This window comes from Roseateles sp. UC29_93 (genome assembly GCF_042695725.1).
GTDB lineage: Bacteria > Pseudomonadota > Gammaproteobacteria > Burkholderiales > Burkholderiaceae_C > Roseateles > Roseateles noduli_A.
Window position 1 is genome coordinate 2,393,221 of sequence record NZ_CP170545.1, and the last position, 24,942, is coordinate 2,418,162.

The 24,942-nt window shown below is 69.4% G+C and carries 21 protein-coding genes; 16 read left to right on the forward strand and 5 right to left on the reverse strand.

The genetic code is table 11. The annotated features are described in order from the left end of the window. Positions 1-78 precede the first annotated feature (78 nt). The 8 genes from ACFJIX_RS11090 (at position 79) to ACFJIX_RS11125 (ending at position 9,158) form a co-directional block, all read left to right on the forward strand. Complete coding sequence (locus ACFJIX_RS11090) at positions 79-807, forward strand: alpha/beta hydrolase family protein (RefSeq protein WP_377159953.1); 729 nt, start codon at positions 79-81, stop codon at positions 805-807. Beyond that, a complete protein-coding gene (locus tag ACFJIX_RS11095) occupies positions 804-1,628 on the forward strand; it encodes an enoyl-CoA hydratase/isomerase family protein (RefSeq protein WP_377159956.1) in 825 nt (274 codons plus the stop codon). Before ACFJIX_RS11090 ends, ACFJIX_RS11095 begins: the two co-directional genes overlap by 4 nt. Before the next feature lie 72 nt (positions 1,629-1,700). Next, the gene (gene bioA, locus ACFJIX_RS11100; protein WP_377159959.1) at positions 1,701-3,032 is read left to right on the forward strand and encodes an adenosylmethionine--8-amino-7-oxononanoate transaminase; all 1,332 of its coding nucleotides are present in this window, start codon (positions 1,701-1,703) and stop codon (positions 3,030-3,032) included. After that, on the forward strand, positions 3,022-4,227 hold the full coding sequence (bioF, locus tag ACFJIX_RS11105; RefSeq protein WP_377159961.1) for an 8-amino-7-oxononanoate synthase: 1,206 nt from the start codon (positions 3,022-3,024) through the stop codon (positions 4,225-4,227). The genes bioA and bioF overlap by 11 nt, the downstream gene beginning before the upstream one ends. Next, a complete protein-coding gene (gene bioD, locus ACFJIX_RS11110; protein WP_377159963.1) occupies positions 4,224-4,946 on the forward strand; it encodes a dethiobiotin synthase in 723 nt (240 codons plus the stop codon). Before bioF ends, bioD begins: the two co-directional genes overlap by 4 nt. Continuing rightward, a complete protein-coding gene (gene bioB / locus ACFJIX_RS11115) occupies positions 4,943-6,028 on the forward strand; it encodes a biotin synthase BioB (RefSeq protein ID WP_377159965.1) in 1,086 nt (361 codons plus the stop codon). Before bioD ends, bioB begins: the two co-directional genes overlap by 4 nt. Before the next feature lie 157 nt (positions 6,029-6,185). Further along, complete coding sequence (locus ACFJIX_RS11120) at positions 6,186-8,168, forward strand: acetyl/propionyl/methylcrotonyl-CoA carboxylase subunit alpha (protein WP_377159967.1); 1,983 nt, start codon at positions 6,186-6,188, stop codon at positions 8,166-8,168. 78 nt (positions 8,169-8,246) lie between these two features. Continuing rightward, positions 8,247-9,158: a hydroxymethylglutaryl-CoA lyase gene (locus ACFJIX_RS11125; protein ID WP_377159969.1), complete on the forward strand. Its 912-nt coding sequence runs from the start codon at positions 8,247-8,249 to the stop codon at positions 9,156-9,158. 43 nt (positions 9,159-9,201) lie between these two features. Here the strand turns inward: ACFJIX_RS11125 and ACFJIX_RS11130 are convergent, their stop codons facing one another. After that, the gene (locus tag ACFJIX_RS11130; RefSeq protein ID WP_377159971.1) at positions 9,202-9,648 is read right to left on the reverse strand and encodes a VOC family protein; all 447 of its coding nucleotides are present in this window, start codon (positions 9,646-9,648) and stop codon (positions 9,202-9,204) included. A gap of 140 nt (positions 9,649-9,788) precedes the next feature. Here ACFJIX_RS11130 and ACFJIX_RS11135 point away from each other — a divergent pair, with 140 nt between their 5' ends. Beyond that, positions 9,789-10,370, forward strand: a complete 582-nt coding sequence (locus ACFJIX_RS11135; protein WP_377159973.1) for a ComF family protein — start codon at positions 9,789-9,791, stop codon at positions 10,368-10,370. Between the two features lie 19 nt (positions 10,371-10,389). Here the strand turns inward: ACFJIX_RS11135 and ACFJIX_RS11140 are convergent, their stop codons facing one another. Then, complete coding sequence (locus ACFJIX_RS11140) at positions 10,390-10,719, reverse strand: hypothetical protein (RefSeq protein ID WP_377159975.1); 330 nt, start codon at positions 10,717-10,719, stop codon at positions 10,390-10,392. 479 nt (positions 10,720-11,198) lie between these two features. Here ACFJIX_RS11140 and ACFJIX_RS11145 point away from each other — a divergent pair, with 479 nt between their 5' ends. From ACFJIX_RS11145 to ACFJIX_RS11155, 3 genes are all read left to right on the forward strand, one after another. Then, positions 11,199-12,689, forward strand: coding sequence for a hypothetical protein (locus tag ACFJIX_RS11145; protein WP_377159977.1), 1,491 nt, complete (start codon positions 11,199-11,201; stop codon positions 12,687-12,689). A 98-nt stretch (positions 12,690-12,787) separates the two neighbouring features. Then, on the forward strand, positions 12,788-12,973 hold the full coding sequence (locus ACFJIX_RS11150; RefSeq protein ID WP_377159979.1) for a hypothetical protein: 186 nt from the start codon (positions 12,788-12,790) through the stop codon (positions 12,971-12,973). Between the two features lie 200 nt (positions 12,974-13,173). Further along, on the forward strand, positions 13,174-13,479 hold the full coding sequence (locus tag ACFJIX_RS11155; RefSeq protein WP_377159981.1) for a YqjD family protein: 306 nt from the start codon (positions 13,174-13,176) through the stop codon (positions 13,477-13,479). A 96-nt stretch (positions 13,480-13,575) separates the two neighbouring features. Here the strand turns inward: ACFJIX_RS11155 and ACFJIX_RS11160 are convergent, their stop codons facing one another. Continuing rightward, positions 13,576-15,912, reverse strand: coding sequence for an EAL domain-containing protein (locus ACFJIX_RS11160; protein ID WP_377159983.1), 2,337 nt, complete (start codon positions 15,910-15,912; stop codon positions 13,576-13,578). A 164-nt stretch (positions 15,913-16,076) separates the two neighbouring features. Here ACFJIX_RS11160 and ACFJIX_RS11165 point away from each other — a divergent pair, with 164 nt between their 5' ends. Further along, a complete protein-coding gene (locus ACFJIX_RS11165) occupies positions 16,077-16,481 on the forward strand; it encodes a phage holin family protein (protein ID WP_377159985.1) in 405 nt (134 codons plus the stop codon). Beyond that, positions 16,478-16,870, forward strand: coding sequence for a hypothetical protein (locus ACFJIX_RS11170; RefSeq protein WP_377159987.1), 393 nt, complete (start codon positions 16,478-16,480; stop codon positions 16,868-16,870). Before ACFJIX_RS11165 ends, ACFJIX_RS11170 begins: the two co-directional genes overlap by 4 nt. Here the strand turns inward: ACFJIX_RS11170 and ACFJIX_RS11175 are convergent. Next, positions 16,776-19,385 (reverse strand): YgiQ family radical SAM protein, encoded by a 2,610-nt coding sequence (locus ACFJIX_RS11175; protein WP_377159989.1) that lies wholly within the window; start codon positions 19,383-19,385, stop codon positions 16,776-16,778. The genes ACFJIX_RS11170 and ACFJIX_RS11175 overlap by 95 nt on opposite strands. A 100-nt stretch (positions 19,386-19,485) precedes the next feature. Beyond that, positions 19,486-20,280 (reverse strand): TetR family transcriptional regulator, encoded by a 795-nt coding sequence (locus ACFJIX_RS11180; protein ID WP_377159991.1) that lies wholly within the window; start codon positions 20,278-20,280, stop codon positions 19,486-19,488. 259 nt (positions 20,281-20,539) lie between these two features. Between ACFJIX_RS11180 and ACFJIX_RS11185 the strand changes: the two genes are divergently transcribed. Next, positions 20,540-21,727 carry an efflux RND transporter periplasmic adaptor subunit gene (locus ACFJIX_RS11185; RefSeq protein ID WP_377161718.1) on the forward strand — a complete coding sequence of 396 codons (1,188 nt, stop codon included), beginning with the start codon at positions 20,540-20,542 and terminating at the stop codon, positions 21,725-21,727. Positions 21,728-21,756: 29 nt separating this feature from the next. Beyond that, on the forward strand, positions 21,757-24,942 hold the full coding sequence (locus tag ACFJIX_RS11190) for an efflux RND transporter permease subunit (RefSeq protein WP_377159992.1): 3,186 nt from the start codon (positions 21,757-21,759) through the stop codon (positions 24,940-24,942).

Genomic DNA, 24,942 nt, shown 5'->3' on the forward strand with positions numbered 1-24,942 from the left:
CGGAATCCAGCATCAGGTGCGACACACCGCGCTACGAGACCGCCGCGGCCGCGAGCGGCCGCGCAGGTGGCCGCCGTCGTGCGTTTCATGCAGTCCGCGGCCGACATCGATGCGCGACGCGTGGTGCTGGCCGGCCAGTCCCTGGGCGGCTTCGCGACGATGGCCGCGACCGGCGAGCGACTGCCCGGCGTCGTGGCCGCCATCGATTTCGCCGGCGGCCACGGCGGCAGCCCGGATCTGCACAGCGGCGAGCCGTGCCGCCCCGACGAACTCACGCGCCGCTTCGCCGACTTCGGCCGCCGTGCCGCCGAAGGCGGTCATCCGGTGCCCACGCTGTGGGTGTTCACCGAGAACGACCGCTTCATCGCGCCGCGTTTCCAGGAACGCTGGTCCGCGGCCTACCGCGAAGCCGGCGGGCTGGCGCAGACGCGGCTGATGCCGGCCTTCGGCGAGGACGGCCATTCGCTCTTCGTCAAGGGCAACGACCTCTGGCAGCCGATCGTCGACGACTTCCTGAAGCCGCTGGGCTTTCCGATTCCCGGCGCGCTGGCGGTGCCGCCCGGTGGCACGGTCGCTGTCGAGGACACGTCGGCGCTGCCCTCGGACGGGCGCGTCGTCAACGGCTACCGCAAGTTCCTCGCGGCCAAGGAGCCGCGCGCCTTCGCGACCAACGGCAACCATTGGGGCCTCGCGACCGGCGACGACGCGCCGTCGCGCGCGCTCGCGTTCTGCGACCAGCACACCGACGGCGAGGAACGCTGCCGTCTCTACGCCATCAACCGGACCGTCGTCTGGAGCCACCCATGATCTCGACCCGCTCGACCGATGCCCTGTCTCCGACCACGCTGCGCGTCGAACGCTCCGGTCCGTCCGATGCCGTCGCCCGCGTCACGCTGAACCGGCCCGACGTCCGCAACGCCTTCAACGACACCGTCATCGGCGAGCTGACCGCGGTGTTCGAGGCGCTCGGCCGCGACCCGTCGCTGCGCGCGATCGTGCTGGCAGCCGAAGGCAAGGCCTTCTGCGCCGGCGCCGACCTGAACTGGATGAAGGCGATGGCTGGCTACAGCTGGGACGAGAACCACGCCGACGCCGGCCGCCTCGCCCACATGCTGTGGACGCTCTACAGCTGCCCGGTGCCGGTGATCGCGCGCGTGCAGGGCGACGTCTACGCCGGCGGTGTCGGCCTGGTGTCGGTGTGCGACATCGTCGTGGCCGCCGAGTCCGCCGGCTTCTGCCTGTCCGAGGCCAAGCTCGGTCTGCTGCCGGCGACGATCGGTCCCTATGTCGTTCGGGCGCTCGGCGAGCAGGCGTCGCGCCGATACTTCGTCACGGCCGAACGTTTCTCCGCGGCCGACGCGCATCGCCTGGGTCTCGTCCACGAACTGGCGACCGATGCCGAAGCGCTGGACGCGAAGGTCGAGGCGCTCGTCGCGTCGCTGCTGGCCAATGGGCCGGCCGCCGTGCGGGCGTGCAAGCGCCTCGTCCAGGACGTCGCGCATGCCCCGATCAGCGCGACGCTGCGCGACGACACCGCACGACGCATCGCCGACATCCGCGCCAGCGACGAGGGTCGCGAGGGCGTGCAGAGTTTCCTGTCGAAGGGCAAGCCCTCGTGGCTCGCCTGATCGATCCCGCCGATCCGACGCGGGTGCCCGCTCGAGCACCGCGTCCTTGTTTTCCGAGAGCAGGTCTTTTGAATGTCTGAAGCAGTACGACAAGATTGGCAGCGCCGCAGCCTCGCGGCGGTCTGGCACCCGTGCACGCAGATGGCGCGCGCGCAGGACGTGCCGCCGCTGCCCATCGCCCGCGGCGAGGGCCCCTGGTTGTTCGACCACGAGGGCCGGCGCTATTTCGACGCCAACAGCTCCTGGTGGGTGAACCTGTTCGGCCATGCCGACCAGGGCCTGAACGACGCGATCAAGCGGCAGCTCGACACGCTGCCGCACGTGATGCTGGCCGGCTGCACGCACGAGCCGGCGGTTCGGCTGGCCGAGCGCCTGTCCGCGCGCACCGGCGGCGCGCTGGGACATCTGTTCTTCGGCAGCGACGGCGCCTCCGCGGTCGAGATCGCGTTGAAGCAGAGCTTCCATTCCTGGCGCAATCGCGGTCTCACGGACAAGCGCGAGTTCGTCTGCTTGAAGAACGGCTATCACGGCGAGACCATCGGCGCGCTGGCCGTCACCGACGTCGCGATCTTCCGCGACGCCTACGACCCGCTGCTGATGCGCAGCCACATCGTGACTTCGCCGGATCAGCGTCTGGGCAACGAGGCGCAGGCGATCGATGAGATGCGCGCGCTGCTGGCCGATCGACACGATCACATCGCCGCCGTCATTGTCGAGCCGCTGGTGCAGGGCGCCGCCGGCATGTCGATGTACGCGCCCAGCTACCTGAAGGCGCTGCGCGCGCTGTGCACCGAATTCAAGGTGCACCTGATCGCCGACGAGATCGCGGTCGGTTGCGGCCGCACCGGCACCTTCTTCGCGTGGGAGCAGACGGCTCCCGCCGCGAAGGCGGACTGGCCCGATTTCCTCCTGCTGTCCAAGGGCATCACCGGCGGCACGATGCCGCTGTCGCTGGTGCTGACGACCGACGACGTCTATGAAGCGTTCTGGTCGCAGGACGTGACGCGGGGGTTCCTGCACTCGCACAGCTACACCGGCAATCCGCTGGCATGCGCCGCCGCGAACGCGGTGCTGGATCGCTTCGACGCGGGCCAGCTCGAACGCAACCAGCAGCAGGCCGCGTGGCTCACCGAAGCGTTCGCGCCGCTGGCCGCCGATCCGCGCGTCACCCATCTGCGCCAGCGCGGCATGATCCTGGCCTTCGACATCCATCCGAAGACGACGGTGCCGGTCGAGCGCTTCTCCGAGAAGTTCCACCTCGCGGCCCGCAAGCACGAACTGCTGATCCGCCCGATCGGCCAGACCGTGTACCTGATGCCGCCGTACCTGATCGACGAGGCGGCGGCGAAGTTCCTGGCGAACGCCGTGACCGCGACGCTGGAGGAGGTGCTCCATGCTGCTTGATCACCTGAAGTCGAAGCTGGACGCGATCCGCGCCCAGGACCTGACACGCTTCACCCGCATCGCCGAGACCGGCACCGCGGCGCGCCAGACGGTGCGTGGCGCCGACGGCGTCGCGCGTGAGCTGACGATGTTCTGCAGCAATGACTACCTCGGTCTCGCCGCGCATCCGGCGGTGGCAGAAGCGCTGATCGAGGGGGCGCACGTCTACGGCGGCGGCTCGGGCGCATCGCCATTGGTGAGCGGCCATTCGCGTGCGCACCATGACGTGGAAGCGCTGCTGGGCCGCTGGTTCGAGCCTCATATCCCGAGCGCCAAGGCCATCGGCTTCTGCACCGGCTACATGGCCAACCTGGCGGTGGTGACCGCGCTCGGCGACGCCGACGCGGAGATCTTCAGCGAGACGCTGAACCACGCCTCGCTGATCGACGGCACGCGGCTGGCGAAGGCCAAGGTCTCGCGCTACGGGCATTGCGACGTCGAGGACCTGCGCGCGCAGCTCGCGGCCAGCGCCGCGCGTGTGAAGCTGATCGTCACCGATGCGGTCTTCAGCATGGACGGCGACATCGCGCCGCTGCCGGCGCTGCTGGCCGCGGCCGAGGAATTCGACGCCTGGCTGATCATCGACGACGCGCACGGTCTGGGCGTGCTCGGCGAGAACGGCGTCGGCTCGCTGGAGCACTTCCAGTTGCGCAGCGAGCGGCTGATCCTCGTCGGCACGCTGGGCAAGGCGGCGGGGCTGGCTGGCGCCTTCGTCGTCGCGCATTCGACGATCACCGACTACCTGCTGCAGGCGGCGCGCAACTACATCTTCTCCACGGCCTCGCCGCCCGCGGTGGAGCACGCGCTGCTGACCAGCCTGGACCTGATCCGGGGCGATGTCGGGCGCGAGCGTCGCGCGTCCTTGCGCGCATTGCAGGCGCGCTTGCGCGATGGCATCGGGGCGCTGCTCGATCGGCATCCGACGCTCACCTGGAAGCTCGCCGATTCGCAGACACCGATCCAGCCGCTGATCGTCGGCGGCAACGCCGAGGTGATGGCGCTCGCCGCCGCGCTCGAGCGCGAAGGCCTGCGCGTGCCCGGCATCCGCCCGCCGACGGTGCCCAAGGGCGAGGCGCGTCTGCGCATCACGCTGTGCGCGACGCACACCGAGGCGGATGTCGATCGCCTCGTCGCCGCGCTGGAGGCCTGCGCATGAGCACGATGCATCCGCTCCACGGCTTCTTCATCACCGGCACCGACACCGAGATCGGCAAGACCTGCATCACCGCCGGTCTGACGCGCGCGTTCGACGGCCTGGGCCGCTACGTGACGCCGATCAAGTCGCTGGCCGCCGGTCAGACGCAGAACGCCGACGGCGTCTGGGTCAACGACGACGTCGCCCAGCTGCATGCCGCGCAGCAGCAGGGCATGACGATGGACGAGGTCGGCCCGCTGCAGTTCCGCGAGCCGTGCGCCCCGCACATCGCCGCGAAGCTCGAAGGCCGCGAGATCGATCGCGCCGCGTTGCTGGCCGCGATCCGGCGTTCGGCGTCCAAGGGCGACTTCGCGCTGATCGAAGGCGTCGGCGGCTTCCGCGTGCCGCTCACCGACGACTGGGACACCGCCGACCTGGCCGTCGACCTGGCGATGCCGGTGGTGCTCGTGGTCGGGCTGCGACTGGGCTGCATCAACCACGCGCTGCTGACGGCCGAGGCCATCCTCGCGCGTGGCCTGCGGCTGGCGGGCTGGGTCGCGAACACCGCCGACCCCCATCAGCCGCATGTGGCGGACAATCTGGCCGCCTTGCGCGCGCGCCTCGACGAGGCGCTCGGCGTGCCGTGCTGGGGCCATGTGCCCCGACTCCAAGATCCCTCTCCCGCGGCCGTGGCCGCGCACCTGCAGCAGCCGCTGCTGTTGAACGCATTGAAAGCATGACGATGAAGCAGACCGTCAACCAGATCCAGACGCTGACGCCCACCACCGACGAGCAACGTCGCAACGCCAAGCCCTGGACCGTCAACGAGATCGCCGCGCTGTTCGAGCTGCCGTTCAACGACCTGCTGTTCCGCGCGCAGCAGGTGCATCGCGAGCACTTCGATCCGAACGCGGTGCAGCTGTCCACGCTGCTGTCGATCAAGACCGGCGGCTGCGAGGAGGACTGCAAGTACTGCCCGCAGTCGGCGCACTTCGACACCGGCCTGAAGGCCGAGAAGCTGATCCCGCTGCAGGAGGTGATGGAAGCCGCCCGCGCCGCCAAGGCCAACGGCGCGACCCGCTTCTGTATGGGCGCCGCCTGGCGTTCGCCGAAGGAGCGCCATCTTGAGGCCATCGGCGAGATGATCGCCGAGGTCAAGGCCATGGGTCTGGAGACCTGCCTGACCGCCGGCATGCTGGGCGACGGCCAGGCCGAGCAGCTGCGCGAGGCGGGGCTGGACTACTACAACCACAACCTCGACACCTCGCCGGAGTTCTACGGCCAGATCATCACCACGCGCACCTACCAGGACCGCCTGGACACGCTGGAGCGCGTGCGCGGTGTCGGCCTGAAGGTGTGCTCGGGCGGCATCGTCGGCATGGGCGAGACCCGCCGCCAGCGCGCCGGCCTGATCGCTCAGCTGGCCAACCTGGATCCGTATCCGGAGTCGGTGCCCATCAACAACCTGGTGCAGGTCGAGGGCACGCCGCTGGCAGGCACCGAGGCGCTGGATCCGTTCGAATTCATCCGCACGATCGCGGTCGCCCGCATCACGATGCCGCGCGCGATGGTGCGCCTGTCCGCCGGCCGCGAGGAGATGCCCGAGACGATGCAGTCGCTGTGCTTCCTGGCCGGCGCGAACAGCATGTTCTACGGCGACAAGCTGCTGACCACCAGCAATCCGCAGGCCGAGAAGGACCGCCAGCTGATCGATCGCCTGGGCATGCACTGCGCGACGGAGGCCGAGCTGAGCGCCGACACCGTGCCCGGCTGCGCGCCGGTGGGCGAGGACGCCGCGGCCTCCTGCGGCCATCGCCATTGAGCTGAACCGACCTGACCTGAACCGACCCGACAACGCGTGACGGCCCCTGCCGGCACGCGGCCCCGGACGATCGCGACATGCGGTCGCCCGGGCGCACCCGGCGCGAAGCGGCCATAAGCCGCGACGCGCCGAGGACCCGAAACATGAGGAGACACCCGTGTTCAAGAAGATCCTGATCGCCAACCGCGGCGAAATCGCCTGCCGCGTCGCCGCCACGGCGCGCCGTCTCGGTGTGAAGACGGTTGCCGTCTATTCCGATGCGGACGCGAACGCGCGCCACGTCCAGGCCTGCGACGAGGCCGTGCGCATCGGCGGTCCCGCGCCGCGCGACAGCTACCTGCAGTGGCAGCGCATCCTCGAGGCCGCGAAGGCCACGGGCGCGCAGGCCGTCCATCCCGGCTACGGCTTCCTGAGCGAGAACGAGGAGTTCGCGCAGGCCTGCGCCGACGCGGGCCTTGTGTTCATCGGCCCGCCGCCGTCGGCGATCCAGGCGATGGGCCTGAAGGCCGAGTCCAAACGGCTGATGGAGCAGGCCGGCGTGCCGCTGGTGCCCGGTTATCACGGCGCCGATCAGGATCCGGCGCTGCTGCGTCGCGAGGCCAATCGCATCGGTTTCCCGGTGCTGATCAAGGCCAGCGCGGGCGGTGGCGGCAAGGGCATGCGCGCGGTCCACGCGGACGAGGAATTCGACGCCGCGCTCGCCTCCTGCAAGCGCGAGGCGATCAACAGCTTCGGCGACGACGCGGTGCTGATCGAGCGCTACGTGCAGCGCCCGCGGCACATCGAGATCCAGGTCTTCGGCGACAGCCACGGCGATTGCGTCTATCTGTTCGAGCGCGACTGCTCGGTGCAGCGCCGGCATCAGAAGGTCCTCGAGGAAGCGCCGGCCCCCGGCATGACGGCCGAGCGCCGCGCCGAGATGGGCGCGGCCGCGGTCTCGGCCGCGAAGGCGGTCGGTTACCAGGGCGCGGGCACCGTCGAGTTCATCGCTGAGCAGGACGGCCGCTTCTACTTCATGGAGATGAACACGCGGCTGCAGGTCGAGCATCCGGTGACGGAGGCGATCACCGGCCAGGACCTGGTCGAGTGGCAGCTGCGCGTCGCCGCCGGCGAACCGCTGCCGCTGAAGCAGGACCAGCTGCGCATGCACGGCCACGCGATCGAGGCCCGCATCTGCGCCGAGAACCCCGAGGGCGGTTTCCTGCCCGCGACCGGCACGCTGTCGGTGGCGCGCTGGCCCGCGCACGAGGCGTTCCACCGCGCCGACGTGCGCATCGATTCAGGCGTGGGCGAGGGCGATGCGATCAGCCCGTTCTACGACTCGATGATCGCCAAGCTGATCGTCTGGGGCGAGACGCGCGAGCAGGCGCTGGCGCTGCTGGACGCGTCGCTGCGCGACACGCACATCGTGGGGCTGCATACCAACGTCGCGTTCCTGCGCCGCTGCGCGGCGACGGCGTCGTTCACGGATGCCGATCTGGATACCGCGCTGATCGAGCGCGAGAAGGCGGTGCTGTTCGGTCAGCCGGGCCTGCCGCTCGCAGATGCCGCGGCGGCCGTCGTGGCACACACTCTGGCGGAAGAAGCGCTCACCGAATCCGTCGATCCGTGGAGCCGCCGCGATGGCTGGCGGATGTTCGGCGCGGCGCAGCGGCGCTTCGAACTGGACGTCGACGGCGAGCATCACCAGGTGCTGCTCGCGCGCCACCATCACGGCAGCCTGTCGCTGTCGGTCGGCGGCGAGTCGATCGCGCTGGCGGTGCGTTCGTCGGGGCCGGAGCGCCATGAGCTCTACCTGGGCGAGCGTCGCATCACCGTCTCGACCTACAAGGTCGGCGAGCAGGTGGCGGTGTTCGGCGCGGACGGCTCGGCGCTGGTGACTGAGGTCGACATCATCGCCCACGCCGGGCAGGGTCAATCGGAAGCGGGGCGACTGACCGCGCCGATGCCCGGCAAGCTGGTGGCTTTCCTGGCCCAGCCGGGCGATGCGATTACCAAGGGCCAGCCGCTGGCGGTGATGGAGGCGATGAAGATGGAACACACCATCACCGCGCCGCGCGACGGCGTGGTGGCGGAGCTGCTGTTCGCGATCGGCGACCAGGTCGGCGACGGTGCCGAGCTGCTTCGGCTGCAGGCGTGAGGCCGCTGGCCCTCACCCCCGCCCTCTCCCGCAAGCGGGAGAGGGAGTAAGCCAGACACCCAGCCAGAGGATCAAGCCATGACGACATTGCCCACCCGCGTTACGCTCGTCGACGTCGGCCCGCGCGACGGCCTGCAGAACGAAAAGGAAAACGTCGGCACGGCCGACAAGGCCAGGCTGGTCTCGCTGCTGCAGGACGCCGGCCTGAAGGAGATCGAGGTCACCAGCTTCGTCTCGCCGAAGTGGGTGCCGCAGATGGCGGACAACACGGCGGTGATGGCGGCGATCGAGCGCCGGCCCGGCGTGCGGCACAGCGTGCTGGTGCCCAACATGAAGGGCCTGGAGGCCGCGCTGCCGACGAAGCCGGACGAGATCGTCGTCTTCGCGGCCGCGTCGGAGGCCTTCTCGCAGAAGAACATCAACTGCTCGATCGCGGAGAGCATCGAGCGCTTCGCGCCGGTCGTGGCCGCGGCGCACGAGGCGGGCATCAAGGTGCGCGGCGCGCTGTCGTGTTCCGTCGGCTGCCCGTACGAGGGCGACGTGTCGGCGGACGAGGTCGAGCGCGTCGTGCAGCTGATGAAGGCCATCGGCGTGGACCACCTCGGCGTGGCCGATACGATCGGCGTCGGCACGCCGCGCAAGGTGCAGGCCGCGATGGAACGTGCGCTCAAGCACTACCCGCTGGTCGAAGTCAGCGGACATTTCCACGACACCTACGGCCAGGCGCTGACCAACATCTACGCCTGCCTGGAGATGGGCATCCACACCTTCGACGCGAGCGTCGCCGGCCTCGGCGGCTGCCCGTACGCGAAGGGCGCGACCGGCAATGTGGCGACCGAGGACGTGGTGTTCCTGCTGAACGGCCTGGGCATCGAGACCGGGATCGACATCGACAAGCTGGTCGATGCGGGGGCGTTCATTTCGGGCGTGCTGGGCCGGCCGCCCGTCTCGCGCGTGGGGAAGGCGATCCTGGCGAAGCGCAAGGGCTGACGCCGCGCGACGCGTGCGGCCGCGTCCGGGGCCGCCGGGTGTCTCAACCCCTGACCCGCTCCACGAACCACCACAGGTGGCCGCCGAGGTCGAGCACGCCGTAGCTCTTGTCGGCCCAGTACTCGGGGCCGTAGTCCTCGATCTTGGGCTCGTAGACGATCGTGGCGCCCGCCGCGCGGGCGCGCTCGCAGTGCGCGGCGGCGTCGTCGACGTAGACCATCAGGCTCTGCGTGTTGGCCCCGCCCACGCCCTTGGGACTGCGCAGCGGGATGCCGAAGCGCTGCGAGCGCTCCCCTTCGCCGCCCTCGCTGACCATGATCAGCGCGTCCCCGTAGATCAGCTGGCTGTGGACGACCGAACCGTCGTCGCCATCGACCCGCAACTGCACTTCGAACCCGAAGGCCTTGCACAACCACGGGATCGCCTCGGCGGCGCTGTCGTAGAACACGGCGCTGGACAGACGCGGCCAGCCGGCGGGCGTGGGTTTCATCGCAACTCCTGCGGGTCGGCTCCGGGACGAAGCCAGGCGTCAGCATAGGCGATCGGACGTCCGACGCGCGACGAGCCCATCTCGAACCAACTGTTGGACCCGCCAACCAAGACGCCTTTCCATGTTCGAAAGGCGTTTCGATGAAAGTCTCCCTGCGACAGATCGAGGGTCCGTGGACCGCTGGTTTCGTGCTCGACAAGCAGATGCTGAGCAGCGTCTACGTCGGCGACGACCGCGAAGGTCGTCCGCAGTTCGAGCACACACGCACCGACGCCGGCGAGGCCTTGTTCCAGCTGAAGTACCGCGGCGACAAGTCGCAGGCGGAGCCGCTCGCCCGCGCATTGCGCAACTTCATCCTGCCTCGTCTCGGACCGGTCGGTTTCATCGTGCCGATGCCGCCGTCGCGCGTGCGCCCGTGGGACCCGATGTCGCTGATCGCGCGCGAGCTGGCGCTGCAGCTGCGCGTGCCCGTGTTCGAGCGGCTGCTGCTGAAGACGCCGCTGTCACGACCGCTGAAGGACTTCCCCACGCGCGAGGAAAGACTGCTGGCCCTCGCCCAGGCGTTCTCTCTGCACGACGAGGTCCGCAACCAGGGGCTGTGGAACGCCCTGCTGATCGACGACGTGGTCGACAGCGGCGCCACGATGGAGGCGGCCAGCCTGATGCTGCGCAAGTACCGCAAGGTCAACCACCTGTACGTCGCGGCGGTGACCTGGACATGAAGGGAGCGGGTGTCGATGATCAGCCGGCGGTGAGCGTTCGCGCGACGCTGTCGCGGAACTTCGCCGCGCGCTCGGCGTCGGATTCGGTCTCGATGCGCTCGCAGCAGAGGTCGATCCATTCCAGGAAGCGGCTTTCGGTGTCGGCCTGCCGTGCCAGGTCTCGCAGTTCGCCTTCGCGGCCGGCCAGCATCCGGGTGACGAGGTCGAGACCGAAGAACTTCGCGGACACGAGCCGGCGCGCCCGCTCCTGTGCGGCGCGCGCCAGCGCGGCGGCTTCGAGTACTTCGGCCTCGTGGATGACGTCGAGGCCGGTGACGATCGGAGGCGTCGCGGCCACCGTCGGCCGCATGACGATGGCCGGTACTTCGACCAGCCCCTGGTCGACCAGGCGCGTCAGGCCGTCGTCGCCCAGGCCCAGGCCGCGGCCGAGCTGGCGCAGTTCTTCGGCGTTGCGCTTGCCGTCGACGGTGATGAGCAGCGCGCGCAGCGCGGGCGGCAGCCGGCGTTGCCCCCGGCGCGAGCATCTCGCGCGCCAGCTCAGTCTTGCGGGGAGGTGTTACGGATGCTTGCATGGCGGGCGGATCTTGCGGAGCCCGCGTGCACGCTTGATGACACCCCCCATAGGCCTCCCGCCTCCACCTCCGCGGCCGCCGCGGCGCCGATTTGGGCGCCCCGCGTCGTTGCGAATCCTCGCCATAGCGCTGCTATGGCTCCGGTTCGCGCCTAGCGGTGCATCCCAAATCGGCGCCTCGGCGGCCGCGGAGGGCAGGGCAGACCTGAACTAGGATCCATGTCTTCCGGGCGGCGGGCCGGACCAAGGAGACCTCCATGGACAAGCTGGTGATCGTTCATCGCGGCGCGCTGCGCGCCAAGTACGGCGCGACCGCGCTCATGAAGATCGACGCGGCGTTGAAGGCGCTGGCCGCCGCGGACAAGCGGCGCGGCGTCGACACGCTGATCGTGGCCGTGGACCTGGCGTCGGTGATGAAACCCTACAGCGTCGCGCCCGTGCCGGCGCGACCCGACGCCAAGTCGCTCAAGGGCGTCATCGACGCGCTGGCCCATGCGCGTCTGCCGCATTACTTCGTGCTGCTGGGCGGGCCCGACGTGCTGCCGATGGTCCCGCTGAAGAACCCGGCCCATGGCGGCGAGCTCGGGGACTCGGACAAGCTGGTCCCCAGCGACCTGCCCTATGCCTGCGAGGCCGCCTACTCGACCGATCCGAACCGCTTCCTCGGGCCGACGCGCGTCGTGGGCCGCCTGCCCGACCTGCCCGGCGCGACGAAGCCCGACCTGCTGCTCCAGTTGATCCGCGCCGCCGCCCGCCACAAGGGCCTGCCGCGCGACGCCTTCGCCGACAGCTTCGGCCTGTCGGCCGAGGTGTGGCAGGGCTCGACGCGGCTGAGCCTGACCAACACCTTCGGCAATGCCGACCGACTGCACCTGTCGCCGCCCGGCGGCCCGAAGTGGACCAAGGCGGACCTGGCGCCGCGGATGCACTTCATCAACTGCCACGGCGCCGAGGACATGCCCGAGTACTACGGCCAGCGCGACGAAGACTTCCCGGTCTCGATGCGATCGGCGCTGCTGCGTGACCGCGTCACCGCCGGCACCGTGGTCGCGGCCGAGTGCTGCTACGGCGCGCAGCTCTTCGATCCGGCGCAGGCCGACGGCGACTGGCCGATGGCGCTGCGCTATCTGGCCGACGGCGCCTGCGGCTTCCTCGGCAGCACGACGGTGGCCTACGGCCCCAGCGACGGCAACGGCTCGGCCGACCTGATCTGCCAGTATTTCCTGCAACGGGTCCTGGCCGGCGCCTCGCTGGGGCGGGCCCTGCTGGAGGCTCGCCAGAAATTCGCCGGCGAGCGCACCCACCTCGATCCGATGGACCTCAAGACGCTCGGACAGTTCTACCTGCTGGGCGACCCGTCGCTGCAGCCGGTGTCAGGGACGGGGCATGCGCTGTCGCGGACGAAGGCGTTCCGCAAGGCCTTCGCCTCGGTCGAGGATCGCGGCGTGCGTGGCCTGCGGCGCGAGCGGCTCGAGCGCGAGGGGCGCAACCTGGCGCGTTCGTTGCCCCGTCTTCAGTCCACCGACGCCGCGCCCGCCAAGGCCGTCGCCGACGCCGTGCGGCCGATGCTCAAGGAGTCCGGCATCGACGCCGACCACTGCGTCCCCATCAGCTACCGCATCGCCGGCGCGCCGGGCCATCGCACGATCCACGTCTACAAGGGCTGGGTCGATCGCCGGCTGCTGGCGCTGATCGCGACCGAACAGGACGGCCGCCTCCTGCACGTGAGACGCATGCATGCCCGCTGACCTCGACGAATCGACCGCCCCCCGCCCCCACGGAGCAACTGCGCGGCCGCCTGTGCCGCGAGCGCGTCGACGCAGGCAGCAAGAGCGAGCGCCAGGCCTTGCTGCTCGCAGTGGCCGACGGCGAACGCGTCGCGTTGCGCCGCGCCGGCGCCAATCCCTTCCGCGATCCGGAGCTGGAGGCGCTGGAGGGTCAGGTCTTGATCGTCGAAGGCGAACGCCGCGCGCGTTATTTCCTGGTGCGCCACTACACCGTTTGCGCCGAGGATGGCGGGTCGCCGGGGTGATTTCCTCTCTCTCGCGCGGCTACCGGGAGCGAAATCTGCCGGAAGCGGGCGCATGGCCCGCGCATTGGCAAAACCGCGCGCCGCGGTCGGACACCCGTCGGGGCGACTTGCCGGGGACTGCTCGACAGACGTACAACCGGACTCCGTCCCGCGCCGATGCGCTTTCTGATCCCACAAACCGACCAAAAGGAGTAACGCTCATGGCCAAGACCTCTCCCTCCGACCGCCTGCTGACCGACCTGCACCAGGTGGTGACCGACGCCGAATCGCTGCTGCGCGCCACGGCCGACCAGACGAGCGCCGGCGCCTCCGAGCTGCGTGCCCGCGTCCAGTCGACGCTGGACCGCGCCAAGTCCAGCCTGGGCGAGTTCCAGTCCGTGGCGGTCGAACGCGCGAGGGCCGCCAGCAAGGCGACCGACGACTACGTGCATGACAACCCGTGGCAATCGATCGGCGTGGCGGCCGGTGTCGGCCTGCTGATCGGGCTGCTGCTCAGCCGCAAGTAAGCCGCAAGGCGATCGACGACGGCGCTCGCGCCGCCGTCGATCGGCGACCGCCGTCAGTCGTCGCGGTCCAACGACCGCCGGGTCCAGGGTGGCCGTTCAGCGGCCGCTGCTGGCTGGCGCCGCGCAAGGCGCCGCCAATACCGTCACCGCGGTCGTCGCGGGCGGATCCGTTTCCCAGGACTTGGGCGCGGCCAGCCAGCGATCCAGTTCGTCCGCCGGCATGGGCTTGGCGAACAGCCAGCCCTGACCCTCATGGCAGCCCAGCGCCAGCAGATGCTGGCGTTGTTCCTCGGTCTCGATGCCTTCGGCAACGACGCGCATGCCGAGGCTGCATCCCAGGTTCACCACCATCTGCGCGATCGTCGCGCCCGCGGCGGAGCTTTGCGCCTCGCGGACGAAGGCGCGGTCGATCTTGAGCCGTTCGACGTCCAACCGGCGCAACTGGCTCAGCGACGAGAACCCGGTCCCGAAGTCGTCGATCGCGACCGAGGCGCCCGTCCCGCGGATCTCCGCGAGCACGCGCAGCACGGCCGAGACTTCTTCCATTGCCATCGATTCGGTGATCTCCAGCTCCAGCGCGGCGCCGGGCACGTCAGCGTCGGCCAGCGCGCGGCGGACCGTGTCGATGAAGGCGGGATGGCGGAACTGCGCCAGCGAGATATTCACCGCGATGCGGAATTCCGAATAGCCGGCGTCGCGCAACTGGCGCACCTGACGGCAGGCGGTCCTCAGCACGAATTCGCCGATCGGGACGATCAGTCCCGACTGTTCGGCCAACGGGATGAACTGGTCGGGCGGCACGAACCGGCCTTCGTCGGTGCGCCAGCGCAGCAGCGCCTCGGCGCCGATCACGCGGTGCGTGGCCAGCTCGACCTGCGGCTGGTAGACGACGAACAGCCGCCGCTCCTCGAAGCTGGCGCGCAGCCCCTTGAGCAGCTTGAAGCGCTCGCGCGCATCGATGCCCATTTCCGGAGAGAAGTACTGCGACGCGCCGCGGTTGCCCGCCTTGGCGCGCTTGAGCGCGATCTGCGCGTCCAGCAGCAGTTCGGACCCCAGGGCGCGCGACTGGGCCAGGCGCACCAGGCCGGTCGTCGCCGACAGCTGCAGCCGCTCGCCGGAGACGGTGAAGGGATCGTCGAAGACGCTGCCGATGCGCTGGCCGTTGACCATGTCGTCCGGCCCCAGCAGGCCGAAGGCGTTCGACGAGATGCGCGCCATCGCGGTGTTGAACCCGAGCCGCTGCGCCAGCCGCTGCGACACGGCTTGCAGCACCTGGTCGCCGAAGCGGTGACCGAAGGCATCGTTCACATCGGCGAAGTCGTCCAGGTCGATCAGCGCCAGCGTGATGCCTTCGGGCGACTTGAGGTTGTGCTCCAGCAGCTCGATGAAGCGGGTGCGGTTCGGCAGCTGCAGCAGCGGGTCGTTGTACGCCTGGTCCGTCAGCTGTGTGTAGAGCATGACGTTCTCGAAACCGACGGCGATGTTGGAGCAGAACGCGCGCAGCAGCTGGCGGTCGAGCTCGTCGAGTTCGCGCTGGACCTCGACCAGCGCCGCCATCGCACGCCCGCTGGGCAGGCCGAAGAACAGGACGGTGCAGCCGTCCTCGTACAGGTTGTGGCCCACCGACAGGCAGCGCGAGAGCAGTTCGCGGATCTTGCCGGCCGGCACCGCATGCAGCGGGCGGTTGATCAGCGAGCTGTACTGGCCGGCGGCCGCGATCACGCGGGCTTCTTCGCTGACCTCGCCGCTGTGGTGCTTGGGGGCCTGCACGCAGACCAGGCCCTCGGGCAGCGTGCCCAGCAGCGCGCACAGCTGCGTGACCACGCCCTCGGCGAAGCGGTGCAGGCCGTGCTGGCGGCCGAGCTCGGTGCTGGCCTCGACGATCATCTCCAGGCCCTGCCGGTTCGCCTCCAGCGCGCGGATCTGCCGGTACGACCGGATCGCGGCGGTCAGCACCGTGTAGAGCCGGGTGCGGGTCAGCTCCGACTTGGTCTTGTAGTCGTTGATGTCGTAGGCCTGGACCGTCTCGATCTCGGGCGCGTAGCCCGGCTGGCCGGTGCGCAGCACGATGCGCACGGCGCGCTGGCGCAGCTCCTCGCGGATGTGGCGCACCAGTTGCAGGCCGGCGTCGTCGGACTCCATGACGACGTCCAGCAGCACGACGGCGATGTCGGGTTCGTGCCCCAGCAGCGAGCGGGCCTCGGCCGCGGACTTGGCGTGAAGGAAGGCCAACGGCTGGCCCTCGACCTGCAGTCCCTGCATGGCGAGCTCGGTGGCCTTGTGGACGTCGGTGTCGTCGTCGACGATCAGCACCCGCCAGGGCTTGCGCGCCTCATCGGGCTCGTCGGCCGCGTGCTCGTGGTCATCCAGGAACTGCAGCAGGTCATCGTCTTCGACGACGGCGGAGTGCGGCGTGTGCTGGCGATCAGGCATTGAATGGACCTTGTCAGGCAGGCGGCGCGGGGTCCGCGCAACCAGGCGTTACCGCACTGTAGCCCAAGCCCTGCGGGCGGATCGGACAAAGAACGCCCTCGTTTCCCCCGATTCAGTGATAGCTTTGGCACACCGAGAGGACGGACACAGAGGAGAAACAATCGATGGAATCACGCGATCCGGGGCTGACCGAGCGGCTGCGGCGAGTGGCCGATCGGGCGCTCGAACTGGCCCGCGTGCGGCTGGAACTGCTGGGCGTGGAACTGCAGGCGGAGCTGCTGCGTCTGTTCGGCGCGCTGACCGCGCTGTTGCTGGCCTTGCTGCTTGGCGTGGCCGCCTTGCTGATGCTGGTGTTCGCCGCACTCCTGTGGGTGCCTGACGTGTGGCGGGCGCCGGTGGGGGCGGGGCTGGGCGCGGCATTCCTGATCGGCGCCGCGGGGTGCTGGTTCTGGGCGAAGCGGCAACTCGCGGCGGGCAAGCCGTTCGCGGCGAGCGTCGCCGAACTGGCACGAGACCGGCGGGCGCTCGAGCCTGAGGACGGGCCGGCAGGCGGCGGAGTGCGGCCGTGATGTGGGGCGACGCACGTCAGCGGCTCCAGCTGCGGCAGCTCGAACTGCAACTGCGCAGCGCCGAGTTGCGGCTCGGCTTGCGGCACGAGGTGCAGGGGCTGGAAGGTCCGATGCGATGGGCCAACCGCGGCCATGCCCTCTATCGGTTGGCCGGCAGTCTGCCGCGACTGTGGCGGACCGTGGCGGCGCTCGCCGCGGCGGGTGGCCTGGCGGGCCTGATGCGCACGTTCCGGCGGCACGATCCGGAGGCGGCTGACAGCCCGCCGGGACGGATCGCCCGGCTCTGGGCGTGGATCAGCCTGGGATGGAAGGTGTGGCAGTGGGTGAAGCCGGCGCCGCCGGCCGGGCCGTCGACCTCGTCGACGTCGCCGGACGCCGACGACTGCTGATCCGCTGCCTCAGCGCGGGCCGCGCTTGGCGCCCGCTGCTTTTGTGCCCGCTTTTGCGCTGGCGTTTGCGCTGGCTTTTGCGCCGGCCTTCGCGCCCGCCTTCGGCGCCGTGCCGCCGTGCGTCTTGACGAAGGGCGTGGCCGGCGAACGCTGCGGGGTCCGCGCCGCGCCAGTCTCGCGCGGCGGCAAGCCGGTGTGCTGGGTCAGGATCTGGCCCGAGCGCCGGCTTGTTGGGCGCGACCTTCTGGCCGGCCTGCGTCGAGTTCTTGCGCCGTGCCGATTCGTAGCCGCCGTCGGTCGCCGGCTGGAAGGTCGGGATCAGGTGGTGCTTGCCGTTGCCGATCAGGTCGGCGCGGCCCATGTCCTTGAGTGTCTCGCGCAGCAGCGGCCAGTTGTTGGGGTCGTGGTAACGCAGGAAGGCCTTGTGCAGGCGCCGACGGCGCTCGCCCTTGACGATGTCGACCGGCTCGCTGTCGCGCGTCACCTTCTTCAGCGGGTTCTTGCCCGAGTGGTACATCGCCGTGGCCGTGGCCATCGGGCTCGGATAGAAGGTCTGCACCTGGTCCGCGCGGAAGCCGTTGCGCTTGAGCCAGAGGGCCAGGTTCATCATGTCCTCGTCGGCCGTGCCCGGGTGGGCCGCGATGAAGTAGGGGATGAGGAACTGCTTCTTGCCCGCCGCCGCACTGGCCTGCTCGAACAGCTGCTTGAAGCGGTCGTAGGTGCCGATGCCTGGCTTCATCATCTTCGAGAGCGGACCGCCCTCGGTGTGCTCCGGCGCGATCTTCAGGTAGCCGCCGACGTGGTGGGTCACCAGTTCCTGGATGTACTCCGGCGACTCGATGGCCAGGTCGTAGCGCAGGCCCGAGCCGATCAGGATCTTCTTCACGCCGCGCAGCGCGCGGGCGCGCCGGTACAGCTTGATCAGCGGACCGTGGTCGGTGTGCAGGTTCGGGCAGATGCCTGGATAGACGCAGCTGGGCTTGCGGCAGGCGGCCTCGATCTCGGGGCTCTTGCAGCCGATGTGCCACATGTTGGCGGTCGGGCCGCCGAGGTCCGAGATGATCCCGGTGAAGCCCTTGACCTTGTCGCGGATGTCCTCGATCTCGCGGATCACCGAGTCCTCGCTGCGGCTCTGGATCACGCGGCCCTCGTGCTCGGTGATCGAGCAGAAGGTGCAGCCGCCGAAGCAGCCGCGCATGATGTTCACCGAGAAACGGATCATTTCCCACGCCGGGATCTTGGTGGCGTGGTCGTGGCTGCCGTTCTCGTCGGCGTAGACCGGATGCGGGCTGCGGGCGTAGGGCAGGTCGAAGACGTGGTCCATCTCGACCGTCGTCAGCGGGATCGGCGGCGGATTCAGCCAGACGTCGCGGTCGACGCCGCCCGACGAATGCCGCTGCACCAGCGCGCGCGCGTTGCCGGGATTGGTCTCCAGGTGCAGCACGCGGTTGGCGTGGGCGTAGAGGACCGGATCGCTCTTGACCTGCTCGTAGGCCGGCAGCCGGATCACGGTGCGGTCGCGCGGCGTGACCAGCGCGCGGCCGTCGGTCTTCGACAGCGTCTGGCGGATGATCTTGATCGGCTTGATCTCGGGCATGCCCGGCTGAGGCGCAGCACCCGTCGCCGGGGCGCCGGGAGCGCCGGCGGCCTGGGCCTGTTCCTGCTGCTTCGAGCAATCGGTGCCTTGATCGGCGGCCGCTTCCTCGGTCGTCATGTAGGGACTCAGCAGCGCGTCGATCTTGCCGGGGGCGTCGACGTCGGTCGAATCGATCTCGAACCAGCCGTCCAGCGAGACCTCGTCCGGCTTGCGCATGAACGCGGTGCCGCGCACGTCGGTGATCGACTCGATCGGCTTCTTCTGCGACAGGCGGTGCGCGATCTCGATGATCGCGCGCTCGGCGTTGCCGTAGACCAGCAGGTCGGCCTTCGAGTCCACCAGGATCGAGCGCCGGACCTTGTCCTGCCAGTAGTCGTAATGCGCGATGCGGCGCAGCGAGGCCTCGATGCCGCCGATGATCACGGGGACGTCCTTGAACGCCTCCTTGCAGCGCTGCGTGTAGACCAGCGTCGCGCGGTCGGGCCGCTTGCCGGCGCCGCCGCCCGGCGTGTAGACGTCGTCCGAGCGGATCTTCCGGTCCGCCGTGTAATGGTTGATCATCGAATCCATGTTCCCGGCCGCCACGCCGAAGAACAGGTTGGGCTTGCCCAGGGCCCGGAACGCGTCCGGCGAGTGCCAGTCCGGCTGCGCGATGATCCCGACGCGGAAGCCCTGCGCCTCCAGCGTCCGTCCGATGACCGCCATGCCGAAGCTCGGGTGGTCCACGTAGGCGTCGCCGCTGACGATGATGATGTCGCAGCTGTCCCAGCCCAGTTGCGTCATCTCCTCCCGCGACATCGGCAGGAAGGGGGCGGGGCCGAACCGTTTCGCCCAGAACGGGCGGTACGAGGTCAGCGCCTTCTGGCCGGTCTTCTTCAGATCGGACAGTGGACGGGTGGGCGGAGGTGCGATGGACACGGCGGCGGCTCGGGCGTGGGCAACCGGGTATTGTCGCCGCTGACTGGGGTTCTCCCCAGGGCAGCCTGCATAAATGCAGGGCTTTCCAACGGAATAGGCGTCAGTCTCGGGGCGTGGCGGGGTCGGCGGTACGCCGGACGCCATCGTCGCCGCCATGTTCCGCATCGTCGGCCGCGTGGCCGTGACCGGGCAGGTCGTGGCCGCGGCTCGCGTCGCAGACCGGCTGCCGGCCCAGCGCGCCACGCTCGGCGGCGGTCAGCGGCGGGAAGCGGTTCGGCACCACGACCGTCAGCGAGGACAGGTAATGCTCCAGCCGGGCCTGGCCGACCACGATCAGGTCGAAGGCCTCCGGATCCAGGATCCAGTGATGCAGCAGCCCGCCGATCAGCGCCATCAGCCCGATGGCCGCCTGGTGGGCATCGACGTCCTGGGGCAGTTGGCCGAGCGCCTTGGCGCGCTCGAAGGCTTCCCGGTTGTGGGCGGTCCATTCCCGGTGGGCGGCGACCTTGCGGCCGCGGATCGACGCCATCTCGCCGACGAACTCGACACGCAGGTTGGCGATCTCGAAGGCGCGGCGGGTGCGGGCATTGAACGCCGCGCAGTGCATGACGTTCATCAATCTCAGCCGCAGATCGTCCAATGGACGGTCCGGTCCGGGGGACACCGACGCCTCGAAGTCTTCCTCCAACGGCATGGTGGCGCGTTCCATCATCGCGTTGAAGAGCTGGACCTTGTCCTCGAAGTGCCAGTACACGGCCCCGCGGGTCACGCCGGCGGCCTGCGCGATGTCCTGCAGCGAGGTGCGGGAGACGCCGCGCTCATGGAAAAGCTGTTCCGCGGCGTCCAGCAGACGGGCGCGGGTTTCCTGGGCTTCCTGTTTGGTTCGACGAGCCATGTTCCGATTGTAGGAGCACATGGCAGAAACATACATGCATGAATGTATGTATATACTGCGCCACTTTGGTCGAACCGTACCGATGCCGTACGTCGTGGCGGTAGGGCCGCGGTTTGCCCCGTCCGCCCGGCTGTTCGAGCCGGGCCGACCATCTGAATCTGCGAATCTGTACTTCGAGAGGAATCCCATCGTGATCTCTACCCCTCTGACAAGAGCAACGCCGGGGTCGGAGCGCCCGGTCCTGAAGGCCGGCGCACGCATGCTGTATCTGCTGCCGCTGGTGATTTCGATCGCGGCCGTGCTGACCGCGTGCGGCAAGGACGAAAAGGCCGCCGGTGCGCCGGGCGGCGGCATGCCCCCGGCCAACGTCGGCGTGGTGACGGTGGGTCAGCAGGCGGTGGCGCTGCAGACCGAGTTGCCGGGCCGCGTCGAGGCACTGCGCACCGCCCAGGTCCGCGCCCGGGTCAATGGCGTGATCCTCAAGCGCCTGTTCACCGAAGGCTCCGAAGTGAAGGCCGGTCAGGCACTGTTCCTGATCGATCCGGCGCCGTACCAGGCGCAGCTCGACAGCGCCAATGCCAACGTGGCCAAGGCGCAGGCCAATGAAGCCCAGGCCGCCGCGCAGGCCGCGCGCAACAAGCCGCTGGCCGACGCGAAGGCGATCAGCCAGCAGGAATACATCACCTCGGTCGCGACCGCCAAGGCCGCCGCGGCCGACGTGGCCGCCGCCAAGGCGGCCGCGGTGACGGCCAAGCTGAGCCTGGACTACGCCCATGTCTACGCCCCGATCGCCGGCCGCATCGGCCGCGCGCTGGTGACGGAAGGCGCGCTGGTCGGCGCGTCGGACGCCACGCAGCTCGCGCTGATCCAGCAGGTCAGCAGCGTCTACGTGAACTTCACGCAGTCGGCCAACGAGGTGCAGGCGATGCGCCGCGCGCTGGCGGCCGGCCAGCTCCGCAGCGCGGGCACGAACGCCGCACAGGTGGAAATCGTCGGCGACGACGGCACCGTGCTCCCGCGGACCGGCAAGCTGCTGTTCACGGACCTGACGGTCGATCCGACCTCGGGCCAGGTCACGCTGCGCGCCGAAGTGCCGAACCCCGACAGCGCCCTGCTGCCCGGCCAGTACGTCCGCGTGCGCGTGGCGCAGGCGGAGCTGCCGTCGGCGATCCTGCTGCCGCAGCAGGCGGTGACGCGCGGCTCGACCGGCGACACCGTGCTGGTGGTCGGACCCGACAACAAGCCCGCGCCGCGCAAGGTCAAGATCGGCAATGCCATCGGCAACCAGTGGGTGGTGCTCGACGGCCTGAAGGCCGGCGAGAAGGTCATCGCCGACGGCTTCCAGAAGATGTTCGTGCCGGGCGCGCCGGTCAATCCGGTGCCGTTCAACCCGGCCAGCGCCGCCTCCGGCGCAGCGCCCGCGGCCTCGGCCGCGGCGAGCCGCTGAGCGCCTGACGCTCAGGAAGGATCCAAGACATGGCACGTTTCTTCATTGATCGCCCCATCTTCGCGTGGGTGATCGCCTTGTTCATCCTGGTCTTCGGCGGGGTGGCGATCACCCAGCTGCCGGTGGCGCAGTACCCGACCGTGGCGCCGCCCTCGCTGGTGATCTCGGTGGCGTATCCCGGCGCCTCGGCCAAGACGCTGGACGAGGCGGTCGTTTCCGTCATCGAGCAGGAGCTCAACGGCGCGCCCGGACTGGCCTACATGGAATCGATCAGCCAGGCCAACGGCACCGGCTCGATCACGGTCACCTTCGAATCGGGCACCAACATCGACCTGGCGCAGGTCGAGATCCAGAACCGCCTCTCGCGCGCCACGCCGCGCCTGCCGGCGGCGGTCACGCAACAGGGCGTGCGCGTCGACAAGTCGCGTTCGAACTTCCTGCTGTTCGTGACGATGGCGTCCAAGGACGGCTCGATGGACCCGATCGCGCTGGGCGACTACGCCGCCCGCAACATCGTTCCTGAAATCCAGCGCATCCCCGGCGTCGGCCAGGCCCAGCTGTTCGGGTCCGAGCGCGCGATGCGCATCTGGCTGGATCCGGCCAAGATGCAGTCGTACAACCTCAGCCCCGCCGAGGTGAGCGCGGCCGTCGGCGCGCAGAACGCGCTGGTGCCGGCCGGCGTGCTGGGCGACCGCCCGAACACCTCCAGCCAGACCATGTCCGCGACCATCGTCGTGAAGGGTCAGCTCGAGGACAAGGCGCAGTTCGAGAAGATCGTGCTGCGCGCCAACACCGATGGCTCCAAGGTGCTGCTGAAGGACGTCGCCCGCATCGAGCTGGGCGGCCAGAGCTACGCCACCTACACGCGACTGAACGGCCAGCCCTCGACCGGCATCGGCGTGCAGCTGTCGCCCACCGGCAATGCGCTGGGCACCGCCAATGCGATCAAGAAGCGGATGGAGGAGCTGCAGAAGTTCTTCCCCGCCGGGGTCGTCTACACGGTCCCGTACGACTCGTCGAAGTTCGTGAAGATCTCGATCTCCCAGGTGGTCGAGACCCTGATCGAGGCGATCGTGCTGGTGTTCCTGGTGATGTACCTGTTCCTGCAGGACTGGCGCTACACGCTGATCCCCACGCTGGTGGTGCCGGTGGCGCTGCTCGGCACCTTCGGGGTGATGCTGTCGCTGGGCTTCTCGATCAACGTGCTGACCTTGTTCGGCATGGTGCTCGCGATCGGTATCCTGGTCGACGATGCGATCGTGGTCGTCGAGAACGTCGAGCGCATCATGAGCGAGGAGGGCCTGTCGCCCCGTGAAGCGACGAAGAAGGCGATGGGCCAGATCTCCGGCGCCATCATCGGCATCACCACGGTGCTGATCGCGGTGTTCGTGCCGATGGCGTTCTTCTCGGGCTCGGTGGGCAACATCTACCGCCAGTTCTCGCTGGCGATGGTGGCGTCGATGGCGCTGTCGGCGCTGATGGCGCTGTCGCTGACGCCGGCCCTGTGCGCCACGCTGCTCAAGCCGGTCGAGGCCGGCCACCACCACGAGAAGCGCGGCTTCTTCGGCTGGTTCAACCGCGGCTTCTCCCGCACCGCCAAGGGCTACGAAGGCTGGGTGTCCAGGCTGCTCAAGCGCGGCGGCATCATGATGGTGGCGTTCGCCGCGATCGTGGCCGTCGTCGGCTGGCTGTACATCCGCATGCCGACCTCGTTCCTGCCCAACGAAGACCAGGGTTACCTGATCGTCAACGTGCAGCTGCCGCCGGGCGCGACGTCCAACCGGACCGAGCAGGCCGTCGCCGCCGTCGAGAGCTTCCTGCACAAGCAGCCGGAAGTGGCCGACACGATCGGCGTGATCGGCTTCTCCTTCTCGGGCCAGGGCCAGAACGCCGCGCTGGTGTTCGTGCCGCTGAAGCCGTGGGAGGAGCGCGGCGGCAAGGAGCACAGCGCGCAGGCGCTGGCCGGCCGCGTGATGGGCGCGATGATGGTGGGCGTGCGCGACGCGTTCATCTTCCCGCTGTCGCCGCCCCCGATCCCGGAACTGGGCACGGCCACCGGCTTCGCGCTGCGCCTGCAGGACCGCGGCGGCCTCGGCCACGAGGCGCTGCTCAACGCGCGCAACCAGCTGATGGGCATGGCGCAGAAGAGCAAGCTGATCACCGGCATGCGGCCGGACGGCCTCGAAGACGCGCCGCAGCTGCAGATCGACATCGACCGCGAGAAGGCGCAGGCGCTGGGCATCGGTTACGACACGATCGCGCGCACGCTAGGCATCCAGCTGGGCTCGACCTACGTCAACGACTTCCCGAGCAGCGGCCGCATGCAGCGTGTCGTGGTGCAGGCCGATGCGCCCAAGCGCATGACGCCGGAAGACGTGCTGTCCATCAACGTGACCAACGCGCAGGGCGCCAACGTCCCGCTGTCGGCCTTCGCGTCGAGCCACTGGATCACCGGCCAGATGCAGGCCACCCGCTACAACGGCTATCCGGCGATGCGCCTCGCCGGCGACGCGGCAGCCGGCGCCTCGACGGGTCAGGCGATGAAGGAACTCGAGTCCATGATCGCCAAGCTCCCGCCCGGCATCGGGTACGAGTGGACGGGCCTGTCGCGCGAGGAACAGCTGTCGGGCTCGCAGGCCGGCATCCTGCTGGCGTTCTCGCTGCTGGCGGTGTTCCTCTGCCTGGCGGCGCTGTATGAGAGCTGGTCGATCCCGCTGTCGGTGATGCTGGTGGTGCCGCTCGGTCTGCTGGGCGCGCTGCTGGGCGCCACCTTCCGGGAGATGCCCAACGACGTGTACTTCAAGGTCGGCCTGATCACGATCATCGGCCTCTCGGCGAAGAACGCGATCCTGATCATCGAGTTCGCGAAGGACCTGCAGGCGCAGGGCAAGGGGCTGGTCGAGTCGATCCTCGAGGCGGCGCACCTGCGCTTCCGTCCGATCATCATGACCTCGCTGGCCTTCATCCTGGGCGTCACGCCGCTGTTCTTCGCGAGTGGCGCGGGCTCGGCGAGCCAGCGCGCCATCGGCACCGGCGTGCTGTCGGGCATGGTCACCGCGACCTTGCTGGCGGTGGTGTTCGTGCCGGTGTTCTTCCTGGTCGTGCGCCGCTTCTTCAAGGGCAGCGACCGCCAGAACAAGCTGTACGCCCACGAACTGGACGGTCCGGATCCGACCAAGGCCATCGCGGCCGCCAAGAACGCGGACGGAGTCTGA

Coding starts and splice junctions, on each gene's coding strand:
- ACFJIX_RS11140 (WP_377159975.1), bottom strand. CDS start 10,719: ATGCGGCCGACGGTGGCCGCGACGCCTCCGATCGTCACCGGCCTCGAC.
- ACFJIX_RS11160 (WP_377159983.1), bottom strand. CDS start 15,912: ATGCCTGATCGCCAGCACACGCCGCACTCCGCCGTCGTCGAAGACGAT.
- bioD (WP_377159963.1), top strand. CDS start 4,224: ATGAGCACGATGCATCCGCTCCACGGCTTCTTCATCACCGGCACCGAC.
- ACFJIX_RS11145 (WP_377159977.1), top strand. CDS start 11,199: ATGGACAAGCTGGTGATCGTTCATCGCGGCGCGCTGCGCGCCAAGTAC.
- ACFJIX_RS11155 (WP_377159981.1), top strand. CDS start 13,174: ATGGCCAAGACCTCTCCCTCCGACCGCCTGCTGACCGACCTGCACCAG.
- bioB (WP_377159965.1), top strand. CDS start 4,943: ATGACGATGAAGCAGACCGTCAACCAGATCCAGACGCTGACGCCCACC.
- ACFJIX_RS11135 (WP_377159973.1), top strand. CDS start 9,789: ATGAAAGTCTCCCTGCGACAGATCGAGGGTCCGTGGACCGCTGGTTTC.
- ACFJIX_RS11190 (WP_377159992.1), top strand. CDS start 21,757: ATGGCACGTTTCTTCATTGATCGCCCCATCTTCGCGTGGGTGATCGCC.
- bioF (WP_377159961.1), top strand. CDS start 3,022: ATGCTGCTTGATCACCTGAAGTCGAAGCTGGACGCGATCCGCGCCCAG.
- ACFJIX_RS11180 (WP_377159991.1), bottom strand. CDS start 20,280: ATGGCTCGTCGAACCAAACAGGAAGCCCAGGAAACCCGCGCCCGTCTG.
- ACFJIX_RS11130 (WP_377159971.1), bottom strand. CDS start 9,648: ATGAAACCCACGCCCGCCGGCTGGCCGCGTCTGTCCAGCGCCGTGTTC.
- ACFJIX_RS11125 (WP_377159969.1), top strand. CDS start 8,247: ATGACGACATTGCCCACCCGCGTTACGCTCGTCGACGTCGGCCCGCGC.
- bioA (WP_377159959.1), top strand. CDS start 1,701: ATGTCTGAAGCAGTACGACAAGATTGGCAGCGCCGCAGCCTCGCGGCG.
- ACFJIX_RS11185 (WP_377161718.1), top strand. CDS start 20,540: ATGCTGTATCTGCTGCCGCTGGTGATTTCGATCGCGGCCGTGCTGACC.
- ACFJIX_RS11095 (WP_377159956.1), top strand. CDS start 804: ATGATCTCGACCCGCTCGACCGATGCCCTGTCTCCGACCACGCTGCGC.
- ACFJIX_RS11165 (WP_377159985.1), top strand. CDS start 16,077: ATGGAATCACGCGATCCGGGGCTGACCGAGCGGCTGCGGCGAGTGGCC.